This window comes from Corynebacterium guangdongense (genome assembly GCF_030408915.1).
GTDB classification, from domain to species: domain Bacteria; phylum Actinomycetota; class Actinomycetes; order Mycobacteriales; family Mycobacteriaceae; genus Corynebacterium; species Corynebacterium guangdongense.
On record NZ_CP047654.1, the window covers coordinates 26410 to 51368 of the forward strand.

Annotated in this window: 21 protein-coding genes and 1 tRNA gene; 13 read left to right on the top strand and 9 right to left on the bottom strand. The window is 65.7% G+C overall.

The genetic code is table 11. The annotated features are described in order from the left end of the window. The first annotated feature begins 17 nt into the window (after positions 1 to 17). The 6 genes from metE (at position 18) to CGUA_RS00170 (ending at position 9693) form a co-directional block, all read left to right on the top strand. Positions 18 to 2258: a 5-methyltetrahydropteroyltriglutamate--homocysteine S-methyltransferase gene (metE, locus tag CGUA_RS00145; RefSeq protein ID WP_290196486.1), complete on the top strand. Its 2241-nt coding sequence runs from the start codon at positions 18 to 20 to the stop codon at positions 2256 to 2258. A gap of 160 nt (positions 2259 to 2418) precedes the next feature. Continuing rightward, positions 2419 to 3993: an HNH endonuclease signature motif containing protein gene (locus tag CGUA_RS00150; RefSeq protein ID WP_290196488.1), complete on the top strand. Its 1575-nt coding sequence runs from the start codon at positions 2419 to 2421 to the stop codon at positions 3991 to 3993. Positions 3994 to 4089: 96 nt separating this feature from the next. Continuing rightward, on the top strand, positions 4090 to 4611 hold the full coding sequence (locus tag CGUA_RS00155) for a peptidylprolyl isomerase (RefSeq protein ID WP_290196490.1): 522 nt from the start codon (positions 4090 to 4092) through the stop codon (positions 4609 to 4611). Positions 4612 to 4689: 78 nt separating this feature from the next. Further along, positions 4690 to 5346 carry a rhomboid family intramembrane serine protease gene (locus CGUA_RS00160; protein ID WP_290196492.1) on the top strand — a complete coding sequence of 219 codons (657 nt, stop codon included), beginning with the start codon at positions 4690 to 4692 and terminating at the stop codon, positions 5344 to 5346. Between the two features lie 777 nt (positions 5347 to 6123). Then, positions 6124 to 7605, top strand: a complete 1482-nt coding sequence (locus CGUA_RS00165) for a peptide MFS transporter (RefSeq protein WP_290196494.1) — start codon at positions 6124 to 6126, stop codon at positions 7603 to 7605. A 42-nt stretch (positions 7606 to 7647) separates the two neighbouring features. Continuing rightward, a complete protein-coding gene (locus CGUA_RS00170) occupies positions 7648 to 9693 on the top strand; it encodes a CocE/NonD family hydrolase (RefSeq protein ID WP_290196497.1) in 2046 nt (681 codons plus the stop codon). 95 nt (positions 9694 to 9788) lie between these two features. On the opposite strand, the gene CGUA_RS00175 is transcribed toward CGUA_RS00170, so the two are convergent. The 9 genes from CGUA_RS00175 to CGUA_RS00215 form a co-directional block, all read right to left on the bottom strand. Beyond that, on the bottom strand, positions 9789 to 10193 hold the full coding sequence (locus tag CGUA_RS00175) for a four-helix bundle copper-binding protein (RefSeq protein ID WP_290196499.1): 405 nt from the start codon (positions 10191 to 10193) through the stop codon (positions 9789 to 9791). Positions 10194 to 10356: 163 nt separating this feature from the next. Then, positions 10357 to 10629, bottom strand: coding sequence for a cell division protein CrgA (gene crgA, locus CGUA_RS00180; protein WP_290196501.1), 273 nt, complete (start codon positions 10627 to 10629; stop codon positions 10357 to 10359). 43 nt (positions 10630 to 10672) lie between these two features. Then, positions 10673 to 12679, bottom strand: coding sequence for a Stk1 family PASTA domain-containing Ser/Thr kinase (pknB, locus tag CGUA_RS00185; protein WP_290196502.1), 2007 nt, complete (start codon positions 12677 to 12679; stop codon positions 10673 to 10675). Next, positions 12663 to 14129 carry a serine/threonine-protein kinase gene (locus CGUA_RS00190; RefSeq protein WP_290196504.1) on the bottom strand — a complete coding sequence of 489 codons (1467 nt, stop codon included), beginning with the start codon at positions 14127 to 14129 and terminating at the stop codon, positions 12663 to 12665. The genes pknB and CGUA_RS00190 overlap by 17 nt, the downstream gene beginning before the upstream one ends. Further along, on the bottom strand, positions 14129 to 15565 hold the full coding sequence (locus CGUA_RS00195) for a penicillin-binding transpeptidase domain-containing protein (RefSeq protein ID WP_290196506.1): 1437 nt from the start codon (positions 15563 to 15565) through the stop codon (positions 14129 to 14131). The genes CGUA_RS00190 and CGUA_RS00195 overlap by 1 nt, the downstream gene beginning before the upstream one ends. Continuing rightward, a complete protein-coding gene (locus CGUA_RS00200; protein WP_290196508.1) occupies positions 15565 to 16959 on the bottom strand; it encodes an FtsW/RodA/SpoVE family cell cycle protein in 1395 nt (464 codons plus the stop codon). The genes CGUA_RS00195 and CGUA_RS00200 overlap by 1 nt, the downstream gene beginning before the upstream one ends. After that, positions 16960 to 18435 (bottom strand): PP2C family protein-serine/threonine phosphatase, encoded by a 1476-nt coding sequence (locus CGUA_RS00205; RefSeq protein WP_290196510.1) that lies wholly within the window; start codon positions 18433 to 18435, stop codon positions 16960 to 16962. Continuing rightward, positions 18432 to 18911, bottom strand: coding sequence for an FHA domain-containing protein FhaB/FipA (locus CGUA_RS00210; RefSeq protein ID WP_290196513.1), 480 nt, complete (start codon positions 18909 to 18911; stop codon positions 18432 to 18434). Before CGUA_RS00210 ends, CGUA_RS00205 begins: the two co-directional genes overlap by 4 nt. 18 nt (positions 18912 to 18929) lie before the next feature. Beyond that, complete coding sequence (locus tag CGUA_RS00215; RefSeq protein WP_290196515.1) at positions 18930 to 19754, bottom strand: FHA domain-containing protein; 825 nt, start codon at positions 19752 to 19754, stop codon at positions 18930 to 18932. 279 nt (positions 19755 to 20033) lie between these two features. Here CGUA_RS00215 and CGUA_RS00220 point away from each other — a divergent pair. The 7 genes from CGUA_RS00220 to CGUA_RS00250 all read left to right on the top strand — a co-directional run bounded on the left by CGUA_RS00220 (position 20034) and on the right by CGUA_RS00250 (position 24737). Continuing rightward, positions 20034 to 20117 (top strand) — tRNA-Leu (locus tag CGUA_RS00220). A gap of 872 nt (positions 20118 to 20989) precedes the next feature. Next, entirely contained in the window at positions 20990 to 22060 is a 1071-nt protein-coding gene (locus CGUA_RS00225) for a hypothetical protein (protein WP_290196518.1), read from the top strand. A 169-nt stretch (positions 22061 to 22229) separates the two neighbouring features. Continuing rightward, positions 22230 to 22397 (top strand): hypothetical protein, encoded by a 168-nt coding sequence (locus tag CGUA_RS00230; RefSeq protein WP_290196520.1) that lies wholly within the window; start codon positions 22230 to 22232, stop codon positions 22395 to 22397. 112 nt (positions 22398 to 22509) lie between these two features. Then, complete coding sequence (locus CGUA_RS00235; protein ID WP_290196522.1) at positions 22510 to 22953, top strand: hypothetical protein; 444 nt, start codon at positions 22510 to 22512, stop codon at positions 22951 to 22953. Between the two features lie 458 nt (positions 22954 to 23411). Further along, on the top strand, positions 23412 to 23615 hold the full coding sequence (locus CGUA_RS00240; RefSeq protein WP_290196524.1) for a cold-shock protein: 204 nt from the start codon (positions 23412 to 23414) through the stop codon (positions 23613 to 23615). Between the two features lie 161 nt (positions 23616 to 23776). Next, the gene (locus tag CGUA_RS00245; protein ID WP_290196526.1) at positions 23777 to 24334 is read left to right on the top strand and encodes an NADPH-dependent FMN reductase; all 558 of its coding nucleotides are present in this window, start codon (positions 23777 to 23779) and stop codon (positions 24332 to 24334) included. A 208-nt stretch (positions 24335 to 24542) separates the two neighbouring features. Beyond that, a complete protein-coding gene (locus CGUA_RS00250; protein WP_290196528.1) occupies positions 24543 to 24737 on the top strand; it encodes a hypothetical protein in 195 nt (64 codons plus the stop codon). The last annotated feature ends 222 nt before the right edge of the window (positions 24738 to 24959 follow it).

Genomic DNA, 24959 nt, shown 5'->3' on the forward strand with positions numbered 1-24959 from the left:
ACCAGGAGTTCTCCACCATGTCTTTTCCGCACGTCACCATCGAGGGTTACCCGCGCGTCGGCGCGAACCGCGAACTGAAGAAGGCCCTCGAGGCCTACTGGGCCGGCAAGATTGACGAAGCCGCCTTCACCTCCACCGCGCACTCCCTGCGCATCGACACCTATCGGCGCCTGCGCGACCTCGGTCTGACCGAGGACTACGCCATCCCGGCCGACGTTGCCTACTACGACCAGGTCCTGGAGACCGCGCTGACCGTCGGCGTGCTGCAGGCCGGCACCCTGGACGAGGAGTTCACCCTCTGCCGCGGCAACGCAGACACCGCCCCGCTCGAGATGACCAAGTGGTTCGACACCAACTACCACTACCTCGTCCCGGAAGTCGCTGACCAGGCTTTCGAGCCGAACCCGGAGCGCATCCTCACCATCGTCCGTGAGGCCGCGGATGCCGACGTCAAGGTCCGCCCCTTCCTCGTCGGCCCGGTTACTCTTCTGGCCCTGGCCAAGGGTGAGAACCCGCTGGCCCGCCTCGATGAGCTCGTCGACGCCTACGCCGCCGTCCTCGCCGCTCTCGCCGCCGACGGCGTCGAGTGGGTCCAGGTCGCCGAGCCGGCCCTCGTCGCGGACCTCGTCCCGGCCGACGCCGAGCTGGCTGCGCTGGCCGGCACCGCGTGGACGAAGCTCCTCAATGTCGACAACCGCCCGAACGTGCTGATCACCACCCCCTACGGTTCCCTGCGCGAGGGTCTGAAGGCGCTCGCCGACGCCCAGCCGGAGGCCCTCCACGTCTCCCTGGCGCCCTCCGTCCTGGCCGAGGACCCGACCTACGTCGACCGCGTTCTCGAGGCCGTCCACCCGGAGACCACCCTGGTGGCGGGCCTGATCGACGGCCACAACGTCTGGGCCGCGAACCTGCGCGAGCGTGCCGAGATCCTGGACAAGTTGCAGGCCGGTCACCCGGACGTCGCGGTCTCCACCTCCGTCTCCCTGCTGCACGTCCCGCACACCGTGACCGCGGAGAGCAACATCCCGGTCGACGTCGCCGGCTGGCTCGCCTTCGCCGACGAGAAGATCACCGAGGCCGTGGCACTGGCCAACCGGGATGAGGACGCCTTCGCCCGCGCCGACCGCGCGGTCCGCACCCGCGCCGAGTCCGAGCGCACCCGTAACGCTGAGGTGGCGGCGCGCGTCGCCAAGCTGCCGGAGGGCCAGGTTCAGCGCGAGCCGCAGTTCGAAGGCCGCAAGGAGGCCCAGGCCGAGCTCGGTCTGCCGAAACTGCCGACCACCACGATCGGTTCTTTCCCGCAGACCCAGGAAATCCGCAAGGCCCGCGCCGACCACCGCGCCGGGACCATCACGGACGCCCAGTACACCGAGGCGATGAAGAACGAGGTCGCTGAGGTCGTCAAGCTGCAGGAGGACCTCGGTCTCGACGTCCTGGTGCACGGTGAGCCGGAGCGCAACGATATGGTCCAGTACTTCTCGGAGCAGATGGACGGCTTCATCTCCACCGACAACGGCTGGGTCCAGTCCTACGGCTCCCGTTGCGTGCGTCCGCCGATCGTCATCGGCGACGTCTCCCGCCCAGAGGCGATGACCGTCGAGTGGGCCAAGTACGCCCAGTCCCTGACCGACAAGCCTGTCAAGGGCATGCTCACCGGCCCGGTCACCATCCTGGCCTGGTCCTTCAAGCGCGACGACGTCCCGGTCTCCGTCTCCGCCGACCAGATCGCGCTGGCTCTCGCCGACGAGGTCGCCGACCTCGAGGAGGCGGGCATCGACATCATCCAGATCGATGAGCCGGCCCTGCGTGAGCTGCTGCCGCTGCGCAAGGACGCCCGTCCGGAGTACCTGGACTGGTCCATCCGCTCCTTCCGTCTGGTCGCCGTCGACGCTGAGCCGACCACCCAGATCCACACCCACCTCTGCTACTCGGAGTTCGGTGAGATCATCGACGCAGTCGCCGCCCTTGACGCCGACGTCACCTCCATCGAGGCCGCGCGTTCCAAGATGGAGCTGCTCACCGACCTCAACGAGGGCTTCCACTCCGACATCGGCCCGGGCGTGTGGGACATCCACTCCCCGCGTGTCCCGTCCGTCGACGAGCTGACCGAGCTGCTCACCGCGGCCCTCAAGCACGTCCCGGCCGAGCGCCTGTGGGTCAACCCTGACTGCGGTCTGAAGACCCGCGGTTACGCGGAGACCAACGAGTCCCTGAAGAACCTGGTCGAGGCCCGCGACAGGGTCGTCGCCTCGCTGTAGACCAGTCAGTGAATGCCCGCCTTCTGGCGGGTATTTCCTGCTTCTCGACGCCTGCTGCCTTGGTCTTTCGTTCCCCACCCCCGTTATGGGGGCCGTGTCGCCATCCCCCTCTAACCTTAACGGCAATAGAACGCATGTTCGTTTCATTGGGGGAATGACAATGACTGCCGTACTGACCGCTGACGCCGACCTGGACCACGCCGCCGACCTGCTCCATGACATCCACACCCTGTCGTCGGACGGGCTGGATCATGAACTGAGCCATTCCCTGGACACCTCCGAGAGGAAGCGCGCACGATTCCTGGTGGCGCTGGGGGAGTTCGAGGCCCGGGATCTCGCAGAGTCCCGCGGCGCCAAGAATTGTGTTTCCTATTTATCCCGCCATCACGGTCAGTCCCACCGCGCGGCCCAGGACTTTCGCACCCAGGCCCGTCGACTGCACCAGTGGCCGCTGGTCGCCATGTACCTCTTAGCCGGCCGGCTCACCTATTCGAAGATGCGGATCGTGCTCCGATATATAACAGAGGAGAACCAGGAGGAGCTTCTCGCCTGGGCGGAGGACATGACCTGCGAGGATCTGCGGTTAAAACTCAGCGGCCAGGACACCGGCGAGGACGATGATTCACAGGAGTACGTCCGTTTCTGGGTGGATCCGGACAGCGGCTGGCTCTCCTTTTCCATGCGACTGAACCCCGGGCACGCAGCCGAGTTCCTGGCAGCCGTCAAAGGAGCGGAGCTGCTCATGCTCCGTGATCTCACCGCCGAGGACGTCCCCGTGGAGCTCAAGGGCCGGGAGCTGCTGGACTTCCTCGACGGCCGACTCGAGCAGGCGCGGGAAGATATTGAGGAGAAGTGTCCGCCGGAGACGGAAACGGAGGAGCGTCCATACCACCGGCCGCTCGGCCGCGACGTCATCCTCGATCCTCTCGATGAGCTCGATGAGGAGTACATCGACTGGGCCGATTACCAGCGCTCCGGGGATTACAGGGACCACCAGACCTGGGCCGATGACGGCGGCCCCGTCCACGAGGAGTCGGTTGATCCGACGACGCCCGAGAGTCCCAGGAACAAGCTTCCCCAGACCCGCTTCGGACCACCGCAATCGAAACTCATGCTCGGCGCATTCATGACCATGCTGCGCTCCTTCCTGTCCCGGCCCAGGTCCGAGATCCGGGCCCCGGGCGCCGAGGTCAGCGTCATCATCGGGGAGGACGGCCAGCCCCGTCTGCCCAGCCAGACCGGCACCACCAGGGAGGACGTCCTGGCGATGGTCATCAACGGGGCGCTGCGGGTCCACATGCAGGACTGGCGTGGCGTGCCCATCGAGATGGGCTCCCTGAAACGCGTCATCTCCACCGCTGTGGAGAAGGTCGTGCTCACCGCATGGAACCACCAGTGCGCCGGCCCCGGCTGCACCCACTCCCGCTTCCTGCAGTTTCACCACATCCACGCCTATTCCGAAGGCGGCCCCACGGATCCCGGCAACCTCCTGCCCTTGTGCAGTTCCTGTCATTCACTGGTTACGCAGGGGCTGATGACCATCCACGTCGATGATTCCGATCCCCGTCTCATCCACTTCCGGCTCCCGGGCGGCCGCTCCTTCACCTCCCGGCAGCGCACGATCCCGCTGGTGAACCCAGACACCACCGTCGCCTATGACGAGGGACCGACGCCGCTGGGCGATGGTCATCTCGCGCCGCCGCGTGACGTCCATGGGCTGGCGTTCGATGACTGAGAATCGCGCACCGCGGTGCGCGCGCCTTGTCCGCTGCTGGCGAACATCGGGGCCTGGGGAAGCGCGAACCGGGGAAAATTATCTAAGCTGGTAAACATGACTCAGAAGACTGCAACTGCAACGATGCACACCAACCACGGTGACATTGTCATCGAACTGTTCGGTAACCACGCGCCGGTCACCGTCGACAACTTCATCGGCCTGGCCACCGGCGAGAAGGCGTACTCCACCACCAACGCCAAGGGCGAGGACCAGGGCCCGTTCTACGATGACGCGATCTTCCACCGCATCATCGACGGCTTCATGATCCAGGGCGGCGACCCGACCGGCACCGGCCGCGGCGGCCCGGGCTACAACTTCGCCGACGAGTTCCACCCGGAGCTTCAGTTCGACCGTCCGTACCTGCTGGCCATGGCCAACGCCGGCCCGGGCACCAACGGTTCCCAGTTCTTCATCACCCTGGTCCCGACCCCGCACCTGAACAACCGCCACACCATTTTCGGTGAGGTCACCGATGAGGCCTCCAAGAAGGTCGTCGACGAGATCGGCAAGGTCGCCACCGACCGTATGGATCGCCCGAACGATCCGGTCGTCATCACCTCCATCGAGCTCTCCTAAGTACACACCGACGGAGACCCACCGCCCGCGCAGCCATCACGGTGCGCGGGCGGCCGCTTTTTCCCGGAGAAAATGAACATGCGCACATTCCTCAATCATGCCCCGGTGACGGCGGCGCTGGCGTCGGTGAGCGTCATCGTGTGGCTCATCACCGCTTTCCAGTCGGGTTCGATGACGAACTCCACGCTGGGTTCCCCGCTTGCCGACGCCATGATGTTCTGGGGCCCCTACGTCATGTCCAGCGATTATGGCGTCCTCCGGGCAATCACGGCGAGTTTCCTCCACCTCGATGCAGCACACGTGACAATGAACATCGTCATGCTCCTGCTGGTCGGCTGGTTCACGGAGCGGCATCTGGGGCATGGGGTGTTCGCGCTGACGTATCTCGCCGGCGGGGTCGCCTCCTACGCCGCGGTGCTGTGGGCCGCCCCGTTGACACCGACCGCGGGCGCATCGGGAGCGTTGTACGCGCTGATGGTCATCCTGGTCGCCGTGCTGGCCAGACAAGGGCAGGATCTGCGTGCTCCGCTGGTACTGGTAGCGGTCAACGTGGGATACACACTTCTCGTGCCGGGGGTCAGCCTGTGGGGACACCTCGGCGGGCTGCTCCTCGGAGTGCTGCTCGCGTGGCCTGTGACGTCCCGCATGCCCATGTTCCGTTGGGCCGCGGCGATCTGCGGCCTCAGTCTCGCTCTTGTCGTGTTCGTCTGGCAGTCCGCGGCTCTCCACATTTAGTTATCCACAGGCCTGACCTGCGATGTCTGGATTATTTCCCGCGTAATCCACATATGCTCCACATGTCGCGTCGCCTGTGATCCATCCACAAAAGTTGTCCACAATGTGGATAAGCACATTCTTGTAATTCATCGAACGTGATATCGAAAATATGGCGTAATCGAGGAATTCGCAGCTCGAAAAGTAACCCCTTTCGAACATGTGGTCCCGTTGTGAAAGTAGTGCACAGGTTTATCCACAGGGTGTGGAGAATGTGGATATGTGGAGGCCCGAAAACATATCCACAGTTTCTTTCACACCCTGTGGATAACTTTCCATCCCCAGGGTGTCCACAACTTGAGTCACGGCCTATGGCCGAGCGGGAAGCGGGCAGGTTTCGCCCATGAACCGGGTGAGGGGGAAAAGTTTTTTCGGAAACATTTTCCAGTCCGAACACAGAGGTGGAGCGGTGTTTTTGCCACTTTTAGGTATGACCATCGGTACTTTTTTGTTGAACTATGACTCCAACTTTGGTTACCGTGGCACCACTCACAGCCCCGTGCGCTGCAGAAAAGATGTGTAGTGCACGGGGAATCGGAAAACCCGGAAAGGACCATCGAGCCACCGCCAGATTCAGGCTGAAGATCAACCAGCGTCGTCCACCCGGACAAGCACCCGGAGTGGGCGGCTCAAAAGGAGACACGTACCCGTGCAGGCGGAAAACAGCCTGGGTCGCAGAAATGCCGTCGAATTTTCACTCCGGCGCGGGAACCTATGAACAACGCAGATTCCGTATCCATGGAAAAATTCGTTGAGCAAGACCGACGAGTTCAGCAGGACGCCTCATTTTTCGGACACCCCCGGGGCCTGCTCACTCTCTTCAACCTCGAGCTGTGGGAGCGATTCTCCTACCTCGGTTTCCAGGCCATCCTCGCCCTGTATTTCAGCGCCGCCGTCGTGGAGGGCGGACTGGGCTACGAACAGTCCACCGCAGCCTCCATCGTGGCCGCGTACGGTGCGCTCGTCTACCTGTTGTCCATCGTCGGCGCCTGGATTGCCGACCGGATGGTCGGCACCCACCGGGCGGTGCTGTGGGGCGCCGTCATCATTGCGGCCGGCCACATATTCATGGGTGTGCCCGGCGAAGCCATGACGTGGATTGGCCTGGGCCTGATCATCGTCGGAACCGGCCTCCTCAAGCCAAACGTCTCCACCAAGGTGGGCGAGCTCTACGCCCCCGGTGACCAGCGTCGGGACGCAGGCTTCTCCATCTATTACGCAGGCATCAACATCGGTGCTTTCCTGGGCCCCCTGGTCGCCGGCTGGCTGGGGCAGAACTACAACTGGCACCTCGGCTTCGGCGCCGCGGCGGTGGGCATGATCCTGGGCGTCATCCAGTACGTGATGGGCGCGCGCCACCTGGGCGGAGCCTCCCGCGACGCCACCATCCGCGGCCGGTTCACGTGGGACGCCACCATGTGGCGGACCCTCGCTCTGGTGGCAGCGGTCGTCGTCGCGGGCGTCGTCTTCGCCACCTCGGGTGACGACGTCCTGGGCGTCGTCATCAACCTGGTCTCGGCTGTCGCCGCGATCGTCCCCGTCGTTTTCCTGGTGTGGATGTACCGATCCACGAAGGTCACCCCGCAGGAGCGGCGCAACATCCTTCCCTACGCCTTCCTCCTGGTCGCGCTGGTGATGTACAACCTGACGTACTTCCAGACCGGAAACACCCTGAACTTCGTCGCGCTGGAGAAGACCGACAACACCATCGGCGGCTTCGAGTACCCCTCCACCTGGTACATCTCGCTGACCGCGATCGTCGAGATCATCATGGGGCCGGTCCTGGCCTGGCTGTGGATCAAGCTGGGTCGCCGTCAACCGCACGTCGCCGCCAAGGTCGGCATCGGCACGGTGCTGGGCGGTTTCGCTTTTGTGCTGATCGCCCTGGGCGGCATGGTCACACCCGGCGGCGCGCTGCTGTCGAGCCTGTGGCTGATCGGTTGCTACATCTTCCTGGGTCTGGGCGATCTCATCCTGCAGACCTCCGGCATGTCCGCGACGACCAAGCTGGCACCGCGGGCTTTCGTCAGTCAGACCATGGCGATGTGGTTCGCCGCGATGGCGTTGTCGCAGGGCATCCAGGCGCAGATCGTGAAGTTCTTCAGCTACGACAACATGGTCGCCTACTACGGGATTCAGGCGATCGTCATCATCGGTTATGGAATTCTGCTGATCGCCCTGACCCCCTGGATGAAACGCCGCATGACCGACGTCGGCTAGGCGCACACCCCCAGCACCAATTCACAGATTAAGGAGCAACACATGAAGTACATCCCGTTGGACGAATTCCCCTACCAGGTCGACGTCGTGGAAGACTGGATCCCGCTGCAGGACGGCACCCGGCTGTGGATGAAGGCGTGGCTGCCGAAGACGGAGGAGAAGGTACCCGCCCTCCTGGAGTATCTGCCCTACCGCTCCAGCGACTGGACCATGCCCCGTGACCACGAACGCCACCCCTACTACGCCGGCCACGGATACGCCTCCATCCGCGTGGACATCCGTGGGCACGGCAACTCCGAAGGAGTCCCCGGAGACGAGTACGACGCCCAAGAACATGCGGACGGGCTCGAGGTCATTGACTGGATTGCCCGCCAGGACTGGTGTGACGGCAACCTCGGTATGTTCGGCATCTCCTGGGGCGGGTTCAACTCGCTGCAGCTGGCCGCCCTCAAGCCGGAGCCGCTGAAGGCCATCGTCACCGTGTGCTCCACCGACGACCGCTACGACAACGACGTCCACTACATGGGCGGTTCGATGCTGGCCATCGACATGCACGCATGGGCCGCGACGATGCTGGCCTTTGAGTCGCGTCCCGTCGACAAGCGCGTCTGGGGCGATGAGTGGCGCCAGCAGTGGGAGCATCGACTCAACCGGCTGCACCCCTACCTGGATGAGTGGATGACCCACCAGACCCGCGACGACTTCTGGAAGCACGGCTCGGTCTGCGAGGACTACGACGCCATCGACGCGGCGGTCCTCGCCGTGGGTGGCTGGTACGACCCCTACCGTGACACCGTGCTGCGTCTGAGCGAGGAGTTGTCCGCGCGAGGCAAGAACGTGCGCGGCGTCATCGGGCCGTGGTCGCACCAGTACCCGGACCGTTCGCTGAAGCCGGGGCCCTTCATCGATTTCCTCGGGGAAACCCTGCGCTGGTGGGATTACTGGCTCAAGGGCAAGGAGACCGGAGTCATGGACGAACCACTGCTGAGAACGTGGATCACGGATTCCGTGCGCCCGTCCTCCCACTACGAGGAGATGCCGGGCCGCTGGGTCGCGGAGGATCGGTGGCCGTCGCCGGCGGTGACGGGCAGGCGCTTCCCGCTTGCCGACGCCCAGGTCACGCCGCTGGCCCGCGAGGGCAGGGTCGTCGTCGACTCGCCACAGGACACCGGCCGGGACGCCGGCCGCTACTTCCCCTACGGAAACGACGCCGACCTGCCGGTCGACCAGCGCAGCGACGACGGGCGCTCCACGACGTTCGACTTCGCCCTCACCGAGGACGTCGAGATCCTCGGCAACGCCTCGGTGACGCTCAATCTGAGCACCGACTCCACCCGGGGTCAGGTCTACGTCCGCCTGTGCGACGTCGCCCCCGACGGATCCTCGACGCTGATCACCCGCGGCAACCTGAATCTCAGTTCCCGGGAGGGACGGGACCGGATCGTCGATTTCCCCGCCGGCGAGTGGGAGACGGTGGAGATTCCGATGACCGGCATCGGCTACCGCGTTCCGGCGGGCCACACGCTGCGCCTGGCCGTGTCGACGGCCTACTGGCCCTGGATCTGGCCGCAGGCGGGCACCAGCGCGGTCAGCATCGACCTGGCCGCCAGCCTGCTCACCGTTCCCGGCCGCGACGATTCCGGCGCTGAGCTCGACCGGACCGTCGCCTTCGCGGAACCGGTGCAGCCGGAGCCGCTGGACGTGAAGTACCCCGCGGAGGCCGCCAACGGCGTGCGCCGCCCCGAGCGGCTGGTGACCACCGACGTGGTCAAGCAGGAGACCATGCTCCAGGTCGATCCGGGCTACGGCGGCACCCGCATCTACCCGGACGGGCTGATCTACGACGAGGAATCCGTCGAGCGGTACTGGATTACGGCGGACGATCCGACGTCGGCGCGCACCGAGGCCGAGTGGAACATCCGGCTGCGCCGACCAGACCTGGACTGGGACACGTCGGTGTCGGCTGTCACGCGCATCACCTGTGACGAGGGCTATTTCTACACCACCTCTACGGTGATCTGCCGTGACGGCGAGGAGGAGTTCTTCACCAAGACGTGGGAGAACACCATCCCGCGGACGGCCTCCTAGGGCGTGTTTGTTAAAAGGCGGGTCCAGGTGACAACGCCTGGCGCCGGTAAACCGTTGGTCGTGTGTCTCGGGGTCTGACCCGAGGCGACGGCGGGTCAGCCGAGGGCAGCCAGCAGATCGGCGCAGGCCTGCTCGCAGCGGCGGCAGGCCTCGGCGCAGATGCGGCAGTGCTCGTGCATCGCGGCGTGATTTTCGCACTCTTCGGCGCAGGTGGCGCACGCGGTCCGGCAGGCCTCGAGCTGGGCCTTGAGAACGGTCCTGTTGCTGCCGGTGCGCCGGCTGAGAAGCGCGGCGGTGGTCGCGCAGATGTCGGCGCAGTCCAGGTCGGTACGGATGCAGTCACGCAGCTCGGCGACCATGTCCTCCGCCAGGCAGGCGTCGGCGCAGGCGGTGCATGTCTGCGCGCAGGCCAGGGCGGCGTCGATGGTGGCGGCGAGCTTCGTGGCGTCCAGGTTATCGCCGGGGTGGGGGTGGGCGGTGATCATCTCGGTGGTGCTCATGGTTCCTCCTGAGATCGCGGTCATCGGGCGTGGCCCCGAGGCTAGTCCTCCTCACCCCGGCCTGCCGCCAGGATCCGCGATCGTCACCGAATCTTTAGGCGCACCGGTCATCGCGGGGCGGCGGCTCCCGATTCCTCCGCGCCGGCGCCCCCGGCCGGTGCCGCTAACGCCAACCCATGGTCATCAGCAGGCCGATGAGGAAGAGGCCGAAGCCGATGGCGTAGTTCCACGGGCCGAGCTCCATCATCACCGGGATGCTCGGACCGGCGAGGTAGTTGATGATGAGCCAGGCCAGCCCCACTATCATGAAGAGGAACATGATGGCGAGGTACCACTTGGGAGTACCGCCGGAGTTGATCTTGACCGGGGTACGGCTGACACCGCTCGTGGTGCCCAGCGGCGCTGTTGAGTTCGAGGTGATTTTTGCCTTGGGCATGTCAGTCCTTACGTGGGGTAACTAATGCTGAACGGTCATCTTATCAGGGGCGGGTCAGGCCGGGCAGTGCGTTTTCGATGCCGGTGGCGACGTCGAACTCCCAGAGCCGGACGTTGATGGTGGCGTCCTTCCGGGCGGGTTCGCCGGCGGTGGGGGAGGAGAAGGAGATGAGTCCGGAGTCGACGAGCGCGGCCGTCGGCGTCGGCTCGCCTTCGACGAGCTGTGCGCGGGTGCCGGTCCAACCGGCCTGGCGTAGGGCGTCGACGGCGGTGTCCGGGGTCATGCGGGTGATGTCGGGCATGTCGAAGAGCATGCCGTTGGAGGTGACCAGGGTGACGGTCGTTCCCTTCGGCACCTGCCCGGCGGGGGAGTCCATACGCAGGACCTCGCCGGCGGGGCGCAGCGAATCCTCCTGCACGATCTGCGCGTTGAGGTCCATGGACGCCAGAGTCTGCTCTGCCTGGGTGACGTTCATTCCGGTCAGGGAGGGCACGTTCACCAGGTCGGGGCCGAGGGAGACGGTGATGGTGACCTCGGAGCCCTTGGCTATCTCCTCCGTGGCCGCGGGCGACTGCGCGGTGATCAGGCCGGCGGCGACGGTGTCCGAGTTCTCCTCCAGCACTTCGGAGCGCAGCCTCAGGCCCGCGGCCTCCAGGGCGGCGGCCGCGTCCTGCGGCCCCATGCCGATGATGTTGGGGACGACCGTCGTTTCGCGGCCGCTCGATACGGTCATGGTGATGGTCGTGCCCTCGCGCAGTTCGGAACCGGCGCGTGGGTTCAGGCTGACGACGTGGCCGACGAGCACGTCCGGGCTCGGCGCCTCCTGCCTGTCGACGACGAACCCCAGACGCTCCAGCTCCGCGGCGGCGTCGTCCTCCCGCCATCCCACGAGGTCGGGGACCGCGATCATGCCCGGCGTCTGCTCGGAGGAGGAGGTCGAGGTGGTCGGGTCGGGGCCGTCACCGGACAGGGAGTTGAGGGCGAACGCGGCGCCACCGCCGATAAGCAGCAGCGCGAGCAGTCCGACGAGCCACCAGTAGCGGTTGTCCTTGTTCTCTTTCCGGGCGTTCTCTTTCCGGGCGACCGGACGGGCCGGCGCCGCGGCGGCCACCGTTGCCGTGCGGGTGGCGTCCGGTTCGCGGTGGCTGGCCTGGTCCTGGTCCTCCGGGAGGGCGACGTGGGAGCGGGCGGCCTGGGTGACCGCTCCCCGGGCGAGCCGACCAAGGTCGGCGCCCATGTCGGCGATGGTCTCGTAGCGATCCGCCGGGTGCTTGGCCATGGCGGTGAGCACGACCGCGTCGATGTTGACGGCCTGCGTCGGGGTGAGGTCCGGATCCACGATCCGTTCCGAGGGCGGCGCCGGATCCTCCTGCACGTGCTGGTAGGCGACAGCGAAGGGGGACTCGCCCTCGAACGGCGGGGTGCCGGTGACGGCCTCGTAGAGCACACAGCCCAGGGCGTAAATGTCGGAGCGGGCGTCGGCGGCCTTGCCCCGTGCCTGCTCGGGCGAGAGGTACTGGGCGGTGCCGATGACGGCGGAGGTCTGCGTCATGGCGGAGGTGGCGTCGTCAAGCGCGCGGGCGATGCCGAAGTCCATGACCTTCACGGTGCCCGTGCTGTTGACCATGATGTTCGCGGGCTTGATGTCGCGGTGGATGATGCCCGCGTCGTGGCTGGCCTGCAGCGCGTCGCACACCGGGATCAACAGGTCGGCGGCCTCCTGCGTGCTCAGCGGGCCGCCGCTGCGGACGATGTCGCGCAGCGTCTGGCCGTAGACGCGCTCCATGACGATGTAGGGGACGCTGATGCCGTCGACGGGCGTTTCCCCGGTGTCGTAGACGGCGACGATGTTGGGGTGGTTCAGCCGGGCGGAGTTCTGGGCTTCCCGGCGGAAGCGCTCGCGGAACGTGTCGTCGCGGGCCATGTCCAGTTTGAGCATCTTGACGGCCACGTCGCGGCCGAGCAACGTGTCGTCGGCGGCGTAGACGTCGCTCATGCCGCCGCTGCCGATGCTCTCACCGAGTCGGTAACGATCACCCAAGAGATTCATTGGGACCTCCCTGATCCGTGGCCACGGGCGTCGCCGGGGCGGAGACGCTCGGCGGCGAGGCCTGCGAATCCGGTGTGTTCTGCGGGGACTGTTGGGTCGCCGCGGGTGGTGTGTTCTGCGGGGACTGCTGGGTTTCCTCGACCGGGGTCTCCGGCGTCGGCTGCTCCGGCTGCGTCGTCGGAACCGTCGGCTCCGGCGCCGGGGGCGGGGAGTAGACGGTGGTCACCTGCGGGGGCGCGGGCTGGACGGGTTCCGGGGCCTCCTGGGTGGAGGTGACCCACTCGGTGACGACCTCGGGCTCGGCGGTCGTCGTCGGCGTCGTCGGGGTGGTCGAACCGCCGAACACGCCCGTCGACGCCGCCCACACCGCCGCCGCGATGGCGCCGGCGAGCAGGAGGGCGATGACCAGGCCGGCGGCGATGCCGCCGCCGCTGCGCTGCTTACGCACCGCCGGGATGACCTTGGGCGTCGGGGTGCGCGGACCCCGGGACTCGGTGGCCGGGTGCGTGGTCGTCGGCTTCGCGACGGAACCGAGCATCGCCGTCGACGCGGTGGGGGAGGGCTCACGGGCCACCTGCTGCATTGCGGCGCTCGCGGGCTGCGGCGGCCGCTGGCCGAGGCGGACGGCGGAGACGGCCAGGGCCATCTCGTTGCCGTCGGCGAAGCGGGTCGCGGGGTCCTTGCGCAGCGAGATGCCGATCAGTTCGCGCGCCGGGGCGCTGACCGAGGTCGGCAGCGGCGGCGGGGCGTCGTTGACGTGGGACAGGGCGACGGAGATACCGGTGTCGCCGGTGAAGGGCCGGGACCCGGCGAGCATCTCGTAGCCGACCACGCCCAGGGAGTAGACGTCGGAGGCGGCGCCGACCTCCAGCCCCTGGGCCTGCTCCGGGGAGACGTACTGCGCGGTGCCGACGACCATGCCGGTGCGGGTCAGCGGCACCGCCTCCGCGGCCTTGGCGATGCCGAAGTCGGTGATCTTCACCTGCCCGTTCTGCGTCACCAGGAGGTTGCCGGGTTTGACGTCGCGGTGGATCAGGCCCTCGCGGTGCAGGACCGAGAGACCGTGGGCCGCCTGCTCCAGCACGTCGAGGGCGAGGTCCTCGCGCAGCTGGCCCTCGCGGGCCAGCAGGTCGGCCAGGGACTCGCCGCGGACGTACTCCATGACGATGAAGCAGGTGGTGTGGCCGGCCTCCTCGGCGGCCTCGCGGTAGTCGTAGGTGGCGACCACGTTGTCGGAGTGGATGCCCTCCGCGGCGACGGCCTCGTTGCGGAAGCGGCCCAGGAATTCCTCGTTGTTGGTGAACTCCGGGCGCAGCACCTTGATGGCGACTTCCCGCTCGTGGCGGACGTCGTCGGCGAGCCAGACGGTGGACATGCCGCCGTGGCCGATGATCCACTGCAGGCGGTAGTCCTCACCGATCAGGTTCTGGAGTTGGTCGCGGGTGTGCACTAGGCATCGCCTCGCGGGGCGGCGTTGAGGATCGCGCGGCCGACCGGCGCGGCGACCTGGCCGCCGGTGGCGCTGGAGCCGTAGCCGCCGCCGTACTTGACGACGACCGCGACGGCCACGTCGTTGGCCGGGTCGTAGGCGACGTACCAGGTGTGCGGGGCGGCGTCCTCGCCGTGCTCGGCGGTGCCGGTCTTGGAGGCGAAGCCGTTGCCGTCGTAGCCGGAGGTGTTGCGCTCGGAGGCGAGCATGAGGTCCTCAAGGGTGCTCGCCTGCTCCGGGGTCACGGCCTGGGTGATCTCGCGCGGCTCGGTGGTGTCCAGGACCTCGAGATCGGGCGCGGTGATCTGGTCGACGACGTAGGGCTCCATGCGGCGGCCGTCGTTGGCGACGGTCGCGGCCATGACGGCGGCCTGCAGCGCGGACATGGTGACGTCGCGCTGGCCGATGGAGGACTGGCCGACGGCCGCGGCGTCCGGCAGCTCACCGAGGGAGCCCGGGGAGGTCGGCAGGCCGAGATCGTAGGTCTCGCCGACGCCGAACGCGGAGGCGTAGCGGCGCAGGCTGTCCGCCCCGGCGTCGATGCCCATCTCCACGAACGCCGTGTTGCAGGAAAGCTTGAACGCGGTCTCGAGGGTGACGGACTCGGAGCCGCCGCAGGTCTGCCCGGCGTAGTTGGTCAGCTCGGTGTTCGTGCCGGGCAGGGTGATCGAGGCCTGGCCGGTGACCGTCGTGTCCGGGGTGTAGCCGGCGTCGAGGCCGGCGGCGGTGGTGATGATCTTGAAGATGGAACCCGGCGGCAGCGTCTCCTGCGTGGCCGTGTTGATCAGCGGCTGGCCCGGATCGTTGTTGATCGCGGCCCAGGTCTCGTCGGCGGTCGCCGGGTTGACGACGTCGTTCGGGTTGTAGGACGGGGTCGAGGCCATCGCGAGGATTTCACCCGTCGAGGGGCGCAGCGCCACCGCGGCGCCGTCGTAGCCGTTGTTGGCCAGCTGGTTGTAGGCGACCTCCTGCATCCCCGTGTCGATGGTCAGCTCGAGGTTGGCCCCGCGCTTCGTCTTGCCGGTGAGGTCGTCGAGCCAGCGCGACGCGGCGACCTCGGAGTCCTGCCCCGAGAGCACGGCGTTGTAGCCGGACTCGAGGCCGGCCGCGCCGAAACGGTCGGAGAGGTAGCCCACCACCGGGCTGAAGGACACCGGCATGGTGGGGTAGGAGCGCTGGTACAGGCCTTCCTCATCCGGGCTTGACGACGCCAGCACCTGGCCGTCGGCCGAGATCTGGCCGCGCGCGATCTCCTTCGACTCGTAGAAGCCGCGCGGGTTGTAGGGGTTCTGCGCCAGCCGCTCCTCGCTGAATCCCTGGATGACCGTGAGGTACACCAGCAGGACGAAGACCAGCAGGAGCGCGAAGATGGAACTGTGGCGGATCGTCTTGTTCATTAACGATCACCTCCCTGGAGCTGGTTCTGGGCCGGCAGCATGCCGGTCATCGGTGCGCCGTCCGCCTGGCGGACCGGGCGGGCGGTGGACTCGGACGCCTCGAGGGTGTCCGGCCGCCGTGCCCCGTGGGAGATGCGCAGCAGCACGCCCAGCAGGATGTAGTTCGCCATCAGGGCCGAACCGCCGGCGGACATGAAGGGGGTGGTCAGGCCGGTCATCGGCAGCAGCGTGGTGACGCCGCCGGTGACGACGAAGACCTGGATGGCCATGAGCAGCGCCAGGCCGGCGGCCAGCAGTTTGCCGTAGGAGTCGCGGACGGTCAGGGCGACGCGGAAGCCGCGGGTCACGAAGATCGCGAAGAGGACCAGGACCGCGGCCAGGCCGATGAGGCCGAGCTCCTCGCCGACGGCGGAGAGGATGAAGTCGGAGTGGGCGACCGGCACGAACTCCGGGTGGCCCTGGCCCAGGCCGGTGCCGGTGAGGCCGCCCCAGGACAGGCCGAAGAGCGACTGCGCTGGCTGCGAGGAGATGTCCATGTTGCCGATCGGGTCGGCGGACAGGGCCACCCGCTGCTGGATCTTGCCGGAGACCAGGTAGACGGCGGTGCCGCCGAGGGCCACGAGGATGACGCCGATCAGCAGCCAGGACAGGCGGCCGGTGGCCATGTAGAGCATGCCCAGGACCGTGGCGAAGAGCAGCAGCGCCGGCCCGAAGTCGTTGGAGACCGCCATGATCATTAGGGCGATCGCCCACACCACCATGATCGGGGCGAGGTCGCGCAGGCGTGGCAGGCTCAGGCCGAGGACGCGGTAGCCGGCGACGGTGAACAGCGCGCGCTTCTGGGTGAGCAGCTGCGCGAAGAACATGATGAGCAGAATCTTCGCGAACTCGCCCGGCTGCACCGAGAAGGGGCCGATGCTGATCCAGATGCGGGCGTCGGCGAAGTCGGGGTTGGTCTGCGGCCACACCAGCGGCAGCGCCAGCAGGATCAGGCCCAGCACCCCGAGAAGGTAGGAGTACCTGGTCAGGACCCGGTGATCGCGCAGCACGAACAGCACGATCACCATGAGCACGATGCCCACCAGGGTCCACATCACCTGGCGGTTGGCCAGGGTGTTGCCCAGCGCGATGTCGAGGCGGTAGATCATCACCAGCCCGATCGCGTTGAGCAGCGCCGCCACCGGCAGCAGGATCTGGTCGGCGTGCGGCGCGGCGAAGGCCACGACCACGTGCGCGATGGCGAAGACCCCGATGAATCCGCCGATCAGCCAGAGGATCTCACTGGTCAGGGCGTTGCCCTGGGAGAGCTCCAGCGAGATCAGCATCATCGCCAGCAGGCCCGCCGCCAGCAGCAGCAGGAAAAATTCTGTGCGTCGTCCAAGTAGTTGCTTCATTTACGCCACCTCCCGGCAGTTCACGCCTGGTTGGTTGAGATCGCCACTGGCGGGCTGATCGGTGTTGCCGTCGGATTCACGGGTCAGACAGACCGGCAGGGCCTGATCGGCCAGCCGCCGCAGCTGCTGGGTCACCTCGTCGTAGGAGCCGCCCTCGAGGCTGTTCACGGACGCGCGGACCGACTCGGGGATGTCCTGCAGGCCGAAGATCGCGCAGCGTGACGACGCCCGACCGTCGTCCGGATTCACGTCCACGAAGCGCAGCCCGCCCTCCTTGTTGATGCACGCCTGCTGCAGCGGGTCGTTGAGATCCCGGCCGAACACCGAGAAGTCCACGCCCTGATGAATGACGAAGTTCTGCTGCTCGTCGACGGCCAGGTAGTAGTTCGCGTCAATCTTCTCCGACGCCCACCAGGTGCCGCCACCGAGGGCGACCAGCAGCACCAGCACCAGGCTCAGCGTGAGCCACCGGCCCCGGCCGCCGGTGGATCTGGGACCCTCCTCGTCGGCGTCCTCCGCCACGGCGGGGGCGTCGACGGCGGCTGTGGTTGGGGTTGGGGCCGGGGCCGGGGTCGGCTCCCCGCCCTGGTTCGGCGGAATCACCTGCGGGCGGCGCGACCAGGCGGCCGCCCGACCGGCGGCGGTGTCCGGGTGGGAGTGCTCGGGGTGGTCGCCGGCCAGGGCGCCGCCGAGAATCGGCGTCGAGGGCAGCGCCGCCCGGGACTTCTCGTCCAGGTGCGCGTCCTCGAGAACGTCCGCCACCACGACAGTGACGTTGTCCGGGCCGCCCGAACGCAGCGCAAGGTCGACCAGCCGCTTCGCCGCGGTGGCCGGGGTGCCGGCGCGCAGCGCGTCGGTGATCGTCGACGCCGTCACCGGATCGGAGAGACCGTCCGAGCACAGCAGCAGGCGGTCGCCCGGCCGGGCGTCGAGCGTCCGCAGCGAGGGCTCCACCGGCTGGCCGGTGTAGGCCTTGAGGATGAGCGACTTGCGCGGGTGCGAGGAGACGTCCTCGGGATCGAGCTTGCCCTCGTTGACCAGCGATTGGACGAAGGTGTCGTCCACCGTCAACTGCTCCAGGACGCCGTCGCGCAGGCGGTAGCCGCGGGAGTCGCCGGCGTGGATGAGGGCGATCTCGCGGCCGTCGAAAAGCATGCCCGTGAGCGTGGTGCCCATGCCGTCGGTCTCGGGGCGGCGCAGGACCGTCTCCGCGATCTCGACGTTGGCGTCCTCGGCGTAGGCGCCGAGCAGGGCCAGCTTGTCGGCCTCCGCGAACTCCGCCGGGAACTCACCGACCTTCGAATCAAGGCGCGCCATGTGGTTGACCATCAGCTGCGAGGCGACCTCGCCCGCCGCGTGGCCGCCCATGCCGTCGGCGATGACCAGCAGATGGGGACCGGCGTAGGCGGAGTCCTCGTTGTTGTCGCGGACCAGACCGCGATCCGAGGCGATCGTGTACACGAGGCGAAGCGTCATGGCACCAGCCTCACCGTCGTGCGACCCATCCGGACGTCGACGCCGGCACGGACCCGCTCCGGCTGGTCGATGCGGTAGCCGGCCAGGAACGTGCCGTTGCGCGACTCCAGATCCTCGACGAACCACTCCGAGCCGCGACGGAAAAGCCGGGCGTGACGGGAGGAGGAGTAGTCGTCGCCCAGCACGAAGTCGCAGTCCTGGTGACGGCCGATGACGATCTCCTCGGCCGAGGAGATGTCCATGTACGAACCCTTGAGCGGGCCGTCGACGACCGTCATGCGGGTCGGTTTCTCGCGCGTCAGCGGCGCCGCCGGGGCAGCGGGGGCGGCCGGACTGGGCGTGGCCTTGCCGCCGGCGCGCCGGGCGCCGGCCGCGCTGTTGGCGTCCCGGCGCATCGCGTTGAGAGCCAGAACGATGAAGAGCCACAGAACGACCAGCAGGCCGATCCGCAGCGCGGTGAGAACGAACGCGTCCATCAGAACTCCTATTCCGGCTTAACCGCGCCGCGGGTGGTTGATACGGACCTCGATCGTCGAATGGCCCATCGTGATCACGTCACCGTCACCCAGCAGCCAGTTGTCGATCGGCGTCTCGTTGACCGTCGTTCCGTTCGTCGACTCCAGATCCACCAGCACGGCATCATTACCGTCCCAGGTGATCTCCGCATGCTCACGGGACACGCCCGTGTCCGGCAGCCGGAAGTCGGCGTCGTTGCTGCGACCGATGATGTTCGATCCCTCACGCACCTGGTAGGTCCGCGACGACCCGTCCTGCAGCAGCAGATTGACCACCGACTCCAGGGAAGTCGGGTTGATGTTCTCGGTCACGTCATTCTCCTTGGGAAGGGATCGGCTCGGAGCGCTCCCGGAGCGGGAGCTTTCGTCATGGGGGAGTGCGGCCGCGGGGTGCTCGATGGCGTCATAACCACTGGCCACCTCCGGATCCGCGGAAGCATAGGACGACACCCGCAGCTGACCCGTGCGCAGACCAGTCTCCTCAGCGATACGGACCACCGGCGGCGCCAGCAGATCCCATCCCTGATTACGGGCGTAGCGGGTCAACTGATCGGCGAAACTCTCCGGAAGATGCAGATCCTGCGAGAGGTTCTCCAGATCCTTCGACGAGACGCCGACGGCGAACACGTTCGGGGCGACCAGACGGTCATCCTCGGTGGACGTGAGATTGTCCTGGGCCTCCTGCTTGAGGAGCTCCTCAATCTCGGCCGGAACGACCTTGCCACCGAAGACCCACGCAAAGGCATTGTCGAGGCCACGCTGAAGCGCACTATCGAACTTTGCCAACTGAAGCATGACGGACATCGCGAGCTCCGACCCCTCTCCTACGTTCTCCTGTGTGCGGGTGTTGCTGATCAAACGGTGTGGCCCTCACGGCACCTGGCGATTCAATGCACGCTGAATTACGCGCGCCAGGACACCGGGCACACCAGTGCGCTCAGTATAGGGCCCCGTCCGGACATACCTATAGCCATCGCGCAGGCGCGCTGCCGGAGTTCCGCTGTGGTTATTGGCGTGGAAATCGCCGTGAACTGGCGATTTGTGTTCTTTCTGAACCGTGGGTTATCTTTATGAAGTCGCCCAGCCCGGGTGGCGGAATTGGCAGACGCGCTGGCTTCAGGTGCCAGTGTTCGCAAGAACGTGGGGGTTCAAGTCCCCCCCCGGGCACAGTGTGAAGTCTCACGACATCGTTCCGTACGGTGTCGTGGGATTTTCTATTTTCCGGGGTTCTTTGGCGGGGCCTGGCAGGGGTTGTGGGGCGCTGCTTGCCGACGCCACGCGTGATCGGCTGGAGCCGGTGGTGTTCCCCGGGGTGGCTGTGGCCCGGAAGCGATCGGCCCGATGCGGAACAGCATGAGGGGTCTCGGCCGTCATGGAGGCCTCCTGCGCCCGCAGGCAGGGTCTTCCGCGTGCTTCAGTCGGGCCGTGCGCCGTCGGTCGGTAGCCGGCTGACGTCGTGGCCGTCACGGAACGGTGTCTGGAGACATCGGTTTTCCGGCCCCGGGGCACACCGCGGCCGTCGTCCCGGTGGCGGAACCGACGCGTCCTGCTGTCGGCGCTGCTCACCGCCGCGGGGGCGGAACGATCTCGTGAGACAGGCGGAACTATGTCGTGGAACCAGACACCCCCCAGGCACAGTGAGCGGTTCTTGAACCGCAATCACCGGAGGTCACAAACTCGAAAGAGGGTGTGACCTCCGGTTTTGTGTGTTTTTCGGGGGAGGTGGGGGTGGATTGTGCGGGCGGGGACTTGTGTGGGGGAGAGTTCTGGTTTTATGAATCACTTCTTGATGCGAGTGATTGGGACTTGCTGTCAGGTTGTAGTGCTTCGGATAAATTCATAATTTCCAACGCTACGAAGCGATGGATTGAGCTATTCCGTCCCGCAGGACTCCCGATTCACAAATGGTTTAGTATCGCAAGCTATTAGGGGGCATCGCCGCATGAGGATTTACGCCAGTGTGCCAAAGATTGCAAGGTTGATTGGTTCGTCGTCCTGTCGAGGAGTTCAGCTTCTTGAACAATAAGAGGAATTTCGTAGTGGAGATAGCCAAGGCCATGAGTCCAGAAACGCTTCAAGCTGCTCTGAAACCAGAAGATTCAAGTGCGCTCGCGACTTTCCTTCGAGAATTCTACTTAGTAACTCTGGATGACTCCGGCCGAGCCATCATTAACACGATAAGCCTCGCATTCTTAGGCGTCTTGATTTTGAGGTCGGCCTATTCGCTCATCAAAACCGACTGGCCGGAGACTTACACGGATACTGAAACTCGAGCGCAAGAGCATATACGTGCTAATCCGATACGCACGTATGTCATTTTCCGAGGTGGCCCGGTTTTTCTCGTGTCGGTATTCATTTCTGTGTGCGTTGATCGGGCAGGGGGAGATCCTTGGTGGGGGCTCTGGTTGATGATTGGTACTTATCTCGTATGGACTACCGGTAAAGCCTGCTTTGAAGTTGTTCGGAAGCCTCGGCATCCGAACTGGACGATGCTCTTGATATACCACCTGTTGAGCGTGATAGTCGTCCTTGCCTCGGGGGTGACCGCGGTCGCCATCCGCAGCCTATTTGCCCCAATAGTGCCAGATAGTCGCGAACTTCTGATTTCGATTTGGGCCGGTATTTTTGCCGCACTTTTAGCAGGTGTCACTCGCCAAATACTCGCACCGCAGCGACTCGAAGGGCACCAAGTGGTCGTAGCTCTACGAAAAGATATTGGTACAGAGGCATGGTCATATATTAGGGCAAGCACGGCGAGTGACCAGCTGATGCAAAACTTCGTGTTGGCCCATGTGCTGGCGGAAGCCCAGCAACGTCCGAGGTGGTTTCGGCGACTTGAACGTTTCGGAGGAAGAATCTGGGGATCAGGGACTTACGGAGTGGCACAGGTTGCTGCCGATAGGCCAATATCAGATAAAGAATCTATTGATCTACTAGTGGAGCGATTGGATAACGAGTGGGTTAGGTACTCAATTGAGTCAGGTGCTTATTCACGAGAATTTAATGACGTCTGCCTCGAGCTCAACAACGATGCTGTCCATGCGAGTCGAGTTCAGTCCTTCTATTCGACGATCGCGGAAATGCGCGAAACGGGAACTCTTCCCTGTTGACAAGTTTGAGAAGAGCCTCGAATCACCGGATCACTGTTAGAGACTGCTCAGGGCGACCAAATTCAGTTCACCAGCTCTCAAAAATGTCACGTTGGGTTCCGGCTAATCTCGTATTTTGGTTCGCCCCGAGTTTAATGGAGGGTAGGAAATTGGAAAAGGAACCCCTCACATGCCCGTCAAGTACACCGACGAACTCAAGCAGCGTGCTGTAGAGCTCGTCACCCACGCCCAGGCCGATCCCGACACCGCCCGCGGCGCGGTCACCCGCATCGCCGCAGAACTCGGCGTGAGCGCTGCGGGAGTCGGGTCTGTGTTGGAGCCGGGTCTCGGGGTGTAGTCGGGGCGTTCGCCGGGCGCTCCCGCCGTAGTCGGCGGAGTCATGATCTTCCTGTCCGCCTCGGTGGATGCGTTGGACAGCTGACCCGCCCGGATCGTCCTAGACTGCGGTCATGTCATCTCTCAGACCGGTGCCACCGCCCGCGCCCCCGGCCCGTCCCGCGCGGGTCACCGCCGCGGTCGGTACCGCCTGGGCGGTGCTGGTGCTGGGTGTCGTCCCGTTGCTGATCCTGTCGTTCGAGGCCGCCGGCGGGGTCGGTGACCCGGGGGCGGGCTGGCTTCTCTTCGGGATGATGATGCTCTCGGTCCTGCTGTGCCTCCTCGTCGCCCCCGTGGCGGCCGGACTGGCGCTGTTCAGCGCGGTGACGCTGCCCCGGGAGCGGCTGTCCCTCGCGGTGGTGGGGATTGCCATGATCGGCGTCTTTGCCGCGTGCCTGCTCTTCCTCGAGGACGGCGCGGGAGCCGGACTCGGGGTGGGGGCAGCGCTCGTGGCGGGCACGGCCCTGGTCGGCCGAGCCAAGGGAGCGGCCGCCGGCCCGCCCGCTCAGATGCAGTAGTTGCCCGGCGGGTAGTCGGACTCATCCTCCGGCCCGGGGTGGGTGTCCTGCGAGACGCGCTTGTTGATGGCGAAGGCCCCTGGAAATCAGTCTCCTGGCAAACCGGAGGTCAAAACGAACAGTTGATCTTGGGTCCCCTGCCGCGACAGGGAAAAGGGCTTGGACTGCGAAATCTTCCCGAAAAATCCAGCCGGTGCTGGGGAAAATTGGTGAGCGGCGGAAGTTTATTTTCTCCGTGGGTTCCCCTCAGACCGAATATATGACACACTGGGTGGCGGTCGCGGTTTCTGTGTGCAGTGTTTATGCGCTCGCAAGAGATGTACAACGCGAGGGCTCGGTTTTCTTCATCCACGCATTAACCGCGGAGGTTATAGGTCGCCGAGAATTTCAAACGACCCGTACGCCAGTGAATCATGCTGACGGACGTAGCATCACCTCATCAGGAATTAGGTATTAAAATGGCACAGGGAACTGTGAAGTGGTTCAACGGCGAGAAGGGCTTCGGTTTCATCGAGCCTTCCGACGGATCCGCTGACGTCTTCGTCCACTACTCCGAGATCCAGGGTGGCGGCTTCCGCAACCTGGACGAGGGCCAGAAGGTCGAGTTCGAGACCGGCATGGGCGCCAAGGGCCCCCAGGCTCAGCAGGTTCGCGCCATCTAGGCCGACTGCTCGTTGAAGAACAACCGCCTCACCTTCGGGTGCGGCGGTTTTCTCGTTTCCCGGGTTTCACCTGGTCCGGCATTCCGCACGAAGGCGACCGGCGGCAAACATCCCTACGCTGGGCCCTGTCCCTGAAACACCCCAACGAACGGAGACAATCCATGACCCGCATCGCCATCGTCGTCGGAAGCACCCGCCCCAACCGAGTCGGCCGCCAGGTCGGGGAGTGGGTGAACGAGAACGCCCAGAAGCACGCGGGCGCGGAGTTCGAACTGATTGACCTCGTCGACCAGAACCTGCCGTTGCTCGATGAACCCAATCCCCCGATGATGCGTCAGTACGAGAAGGAGCACACCAAAGCGTGGTCCGAGAAAATCGCCTCCTATGACGGCTTCATCTTCGTGACCCCCGAGTACAACCACTCCGTGCCGGGCGCGATGAAGAACGCGGTCGACTACCTCTACTACGAGTGGAACAACAAGTCGATCGGCTTCGTCAGCTACGGCACCGCCGGCGGCACCCGCTCCGTGGAAGCCTGGCGTCTGATCGCCGCCGAGCTGCAGATGACGGACGTTCGCGCGCAGGTGTTCCTCTCCTTCGCCACCGACTTCGCCGACATGAGTACCTTCCGGCCGACCGAGGAGTCCACTGGCGCGCTGGGCGATGTGTTCGACCAGGTCATCGCCTGGGCGGATGCCTTGAAGCCGTTGCGCGGTTAAACGTCGGTATCGACGGGGCCGGGCGTCCGGCCCCTTTTTCTGCGCGCACCAGCGCGGTGAGCGGGTGTCTCAGCGCCCGGTTTTATCGGCCACGCGCACCACTGTCGTTCCCCGCGGTATGTCGCCGCGGACTCGGGTGCGTCCCGCGAAATGCGAGTAGACTCGGGAACCCCACACGGAAGAACAGATGAAAGGACGTGAACGCGGTATGAGCAACACCCCGACCAATCCTGACAAGAATCCGTTTGAAGACCAGAACCTTACCCCGGGACAGGAGGAGGACCAGCTGGAGCCGGACGCCGACACCAAGCCCGGCACCGACGGCGTGCTCGATGAGGACGAACTGGTGGACGAGCAGGGCGAGGAATCCTTCCCCGCCAGCGATCCGCCGGCCTTCTACTGACCTCCGGAGTTCCCTTCCGTCGCCCGTACTGGACATCCAGTACGGGCGTTTTCCTTTTCCTTGTCTGCAGGTGCTGAAACGATGCCGGGTTTCTGAGTCGACCGGACCCCGGGGCGGTGTCCCCTCGGCGACACCGCCTCCGCACACACGCCCACGCCGTTGCGCGCTGCACCCACACCTCTGTAATCCGCCCAGCCTCTGTTTCCAATCGTGAATACGCTT

Bases quoted from the DNA above. Each gene is read 5' to 3' on its own strand.
- metE (WP_290196486.1), top strand. From the start codon at position 18: ATGTCTTTTCCGCACGTCACCATCGAGGGTTACCCGCGCGTCGGCGCG.
- CGUA_RS00150 (WP_290196488.1), top strand. From the start codon at position 2,419: ATGACTGCCGTACTGACCGCTGACGCCGACCTGGACCACGCCGCCGAC.
- CGUA_RS00155 (WP_290196490.1), top strand. From the start codon at position 4,090: ATGACTCAGAAGACTGCAACTGCAACGATGCACACCAACCACGGTGAC.
- CGUA_RS00160 (WP_290196492.1), top strand. From the start codon at position 4,690: ATGCGCACATTCCTCAATCATGCCCCGGTGACGGCGGCGCTGGCGTCG.
- CGUA_RS00165 (WP_290196494.1), top strand. From the start codon at position 6,124: ATGGAAAAATTCGTTGAGCAAGACCGACGAGTTCAGCAGGACGCCTCA.
- CGUA_RS00170 (WP_290196497.1), top strand. From the start codon at position 7,648: ATGAAGTACATCCCGTTGGACGAATTCCCCTACCAGGTCGACGTCGTG.
- CGUA_RS00175 (WP_290196499.1), bottom strand. From the start codon at position 10,193: ATGAGCACCACCGAGATGATCACCGCCCACCCCCACCCCGGCGATAAC.
- crgA (WP_290196501.1), bottom strand. From the start codon at position 10,629: ATGCCCAAGGCAAAAATCACCTCGAACTCAACAGCGCCGCTGGGCACC.
- pknB (WP_290196502.1), bottom strand. From the start codon at position 12,679: ATGAATCTCTTGGGTGATCGTTACCGACTCGGTGAGAGCATCGGCAGC.
- CGUA_RS00195 (WP_290196506.1), bottom strand. From the start codon at position 15,565: ATGAACAAGACGATCCGCCACAGTTCCATCTTCGCGCTCCTGCTGGTC.
- CGUA_RS00200 (WP_290196508.1), bottom strand. From the start codon at position 16,959: ATGAAGCAACTACTTGGACGACGCACAGAATTTTTCCTGCTGCTGCTG.
- CGUA_RS00205 (WP_290196510.1), bottom strand. From the start codon at position 18,435: ATGACGCTTCGCCTCGTGTACACGATCGCCTCGGATCGCGGTCTGGTC.
- CGUA_RS00210 (WP_290196513.1), bottom strand. From the start codon at position 18,911: ATGGACGCGTTCGTTCTCACCGCGCTGCGGATCGGCCTGCTGGTCGTT.
- CGUA_RS00215 (WP_290196515.1), bottom strand. From the start codon at position 19,754: ATGTCCGTCATGCTTCAGTTGGCAAAGTTCGATAGTGCGCTTCAGCGT.
- CGUA_RS00230 (WP_290196520.1), top strand. From the start codon at position 22,230: ATGCCCGTCAAGTACACCGACGAACTCAAGCAGCGTGCTGTAGAGCTC.
- CGUA_RS00235 (WP_290196522.1), top strand. From the start codon at position 22,510: ATGTCATCTCTCAGACCGGTGCCACCGCCCGCGCCCCCGGCCCGTCCC.
- CGUA_RS00240 (WP_290196524.1), top strand. From the start codon at position 23,412: ATGGCACAGGGAACTGTGAAGTGGTTCAACGGCGAGAAGGGCTTCGGT.
- CGUA_RS00245 (WP_290196526.1), top strand. From the start codon at position 23,777: ATGACCCGCATCGCCATCGTCGTCGGAAGCACCCGCCCCAACCGAGTC.
- CGUA_RS00250 (WP_290196528.1), top strand. From the start codon at position 24,543: ATGAGCAACACCCCGACCAATCCTGACAAGAATCCGTTTGAAGACCAG.